The sequence below is a fragment of the Nostoc sp. genome (assembly GCF_035638895.1).
Classification (GTDB): Bacteria; Cyanobacteriota; Cyanobacteriia; order Cyanobacteriales; family Nostocaceae; genus Nostoc.
Genome location: NZ_DASQZC010000590.1, coordinates 1 through 2,670, shown reverse-complemented (window position 1 = coordinate 2,670; position 2,670 = coordinate 1). Strand labels below are relative to the sequence as shown.

The following is a 2,670-nucleotide window of genomic DNA, read 5'->3' as shown; positions in this document are numbered from 1 at the left end:
GATAATTTGGAGATTAATGAAACGATCGCAGCACAATATGCTCAATTAGTGCTGGATTGTATTGGTCGGGAATATCCCCACAGTGGTCTGTATTGGGCTGATAGCGACGAGGATATAAAACCACCGCGTGAATTGACTCCTGCTTTTTATGGCTGCTTAGATTGGCATTCAGCCGTACATGGTCACTGGTTGCTGGTACGTCTTATGCGCCACTTTCCTGAAACCTCTTTCAATGCAGCCTCAAAGCAAGCACTTGAGCAAAGCCTAACACCTGAGAAAATTCAAGGAGAAATTGCCCATTTCCAACGGGTGCCTTTTTTTGAATTTCCTTATGGTGTGGCATGGCTTCTGCAACTGGCTGCCGAACTTCACGAGTGGAATCATCCTCAAGCGAAACAATGGCGGGTTATATTGGAACCGCTAGAAAAGTTAATTGCAGGTAACTTACATCGCTGGATTAACGGACTGAAACTCCCAAATCGCACAGGGATGCATAGCCAAACAGCTTTTGCACTTGGTTTGATGCTAGATTGGGCATGGATTACCGAAAATACTGACTTCATTCAGTTACTAGAGAATAAGGCACGGCAATTTTATCTTAGCGATCGCAATTACTCCTTACGATTCGAGCCGCTTGGTTACGATTTTCTCTCTCCTGGCCTTGCTGAAGCAGACCTGATGCGGCGAGTCCTGCCAACAACAGCTTTCACTGACTGGCTCACCAATTTTCTTCCACAAATACCGATTGGGAATTCAGCAAATTGGTTACAACCACCCGGAGTAGATAATCCTAAAGATTATATGCAAGCCCACTTCTACGGTCTTAATCTTAGTCGTGCTTGGATGCTTGAGGGTATCATTTCTGGATTGGCAAATAGCGATCGCCGCATAGAAACACTTCGCTCTGCTGCCCTTCGCCATCGTCAGCATGGACTAGCAGATATTGTAAGTGATTATGCAGCTAGTCACTGGGTAGGTACTTTTGCTATTTATCTCCTAACGAATCGTGGGTTGCCCCTCATCAGTACTGAGTCTTGAGTACTGAGTTAGGAGTTAGAAGTTATTATTCTCCTCCCTATTCCCCATTCTTCCAATCATTAAAATATGCCAAGTAAATATGCCTTAGCTGACTGAGACTGTCAGGATCATATAGTAAAGAGTAAAAGGCAATCTATTTTGACTTTTAACTTTCTCCTTTTGTTCAACTTTGCACAACGGTAGGTTTAATCTTGACTAAATTGAAGGTTGGTATCAATGGCTTCGGTCGAATCGGGCGACTTGTGCTTCGCGCTGGCATCGATAATCCCAACATTGAGTTTATAGGCATTAACGACCTAGTACCACCAGATAATCTCGCTTACCTATTAAAGTACGACTCAACCCACGGCAGATTAAAGCACAAAGTTGAAGCCAAGGAAGATGGTATCCTCATTGATGGGCACTTCATCCCTTGCGTGTCGGTGAGGAACCCATCAGAGTTACCTTGGGGAAAATTAGGTGCAGATTATGTGGTGGAAGCTACCGGACTCTTCACTGACCACGAAGGAGCCGCAAACCACCTGAAAGCAGGTGCAAAGCGAGTGGTAATTTCCGCTCCCACTAAAGATCCAGATAGAGTTACTACCCTGTTAATGGGTGTCAATCATCACCTATTTGATCCCAGCAAGGATATCATTGTCTCCAATGCTAGCTGCACTACAAACTGTCTAGCTCCCATAGCTAAGGTCATCAATGACAACTTTGGTTTGACTGAAGGGTTAATGACCACAGTTCATGCCATGACTGCTACCCAGCCAACTGTAGACGGCCCTAGCAAGAAAGACTGGCGGGGTGGTAGAGGTGCAAGCCAGAATATTATTCCCTCATCCACAGGCGCAGCTAAAGCCGTAGCACTGGTTTTACCAGAACTGAAGGGCAGGTTGACTGGTATGGCATTGCGAGTTCCGACTCCCGATGTCTCTGTAGTTGATTTAACTTTCAAAACTGCCAAAGCTACTACTTATAAAGAAATCTGTGCTGCCATGAAGGAGGCTGCCGGAGGTTCACTAGCAGGTATCTTGGGTTACACAGATGAAGAAGTAGTTTCCACAGATTTTCAAGGCGATACCCATTCTAGTATCTTTGACGCAGGTGCTGGGATTGAGTTGAACTCCAACTTCTTTAAAGTAATTGCCTGGTATGACAACGAGTGGGGCTACTCGAATCGCGTGATTGACCTGATGTTATCTATGTCACAAAAGGAAAAACTCGCACCGACGGATGCTGTGGTTTGATTGGTCATTTGTCATTGGTCATTGGTCATTGGTCATTAACTTTTGACCTTTTGACTTTTGACTTCCCCATTCGCGTAGCGTCTGTCTGCGACACGCTGCGCGAACGCAGAGAAGGGGCTGACCCTTGGCTTTTAGGATTTGGGTTGAATAGTAAATATGCTGAGAACAAAACCTCATTTAGTATCTTTATTTACAAAAACAGTGATATGAAGCACATGTGAATTTGGATGCGAAGTCTCTTAATTACGAATTACGAATTACGAATTACGAATTACGAATTGGTATAAACCATCCAAACTCACACGTTACTCCTCAACCCCTAATCCCTATGCGTCGAACCAAAATCATTTGTACTGTTGGCCCAGCTACATCTGCACCCGAAAAGCTGCAAGCTTTA

At 44.6% G+C, this 2,670-nt stretch carries 2 protein-coding genes; both read left to right on the top strand.

The window, feature by feature from the left end:
- Window positions 1-1,038, top strand: a 1,038-nt coding sequence (locus VE944_RS29385) for a DUF2891 domain-containing protein (RefSeq protein ID WP_324985834.1), incomplete at its 5' end; no start/stop codon positions are given.
- A 191-nt stretch (window positions 1,039-1,229) separates the two neighbouring features.
- Complete coding sequence (gene gap / locus VE944_RS29380) at window positions 1,230-2,273, top strand: type I glyceraldehyde-3-phosphate dehydrogenase (RefSeq protein ID WP_324985831.1); 1,044 nt, start codon at window positions 1,230-1,232, stop codon at window positions 2,271-2,273.
- Window positions 2,274-2,670: the final 397 nt, after the last annotated feature.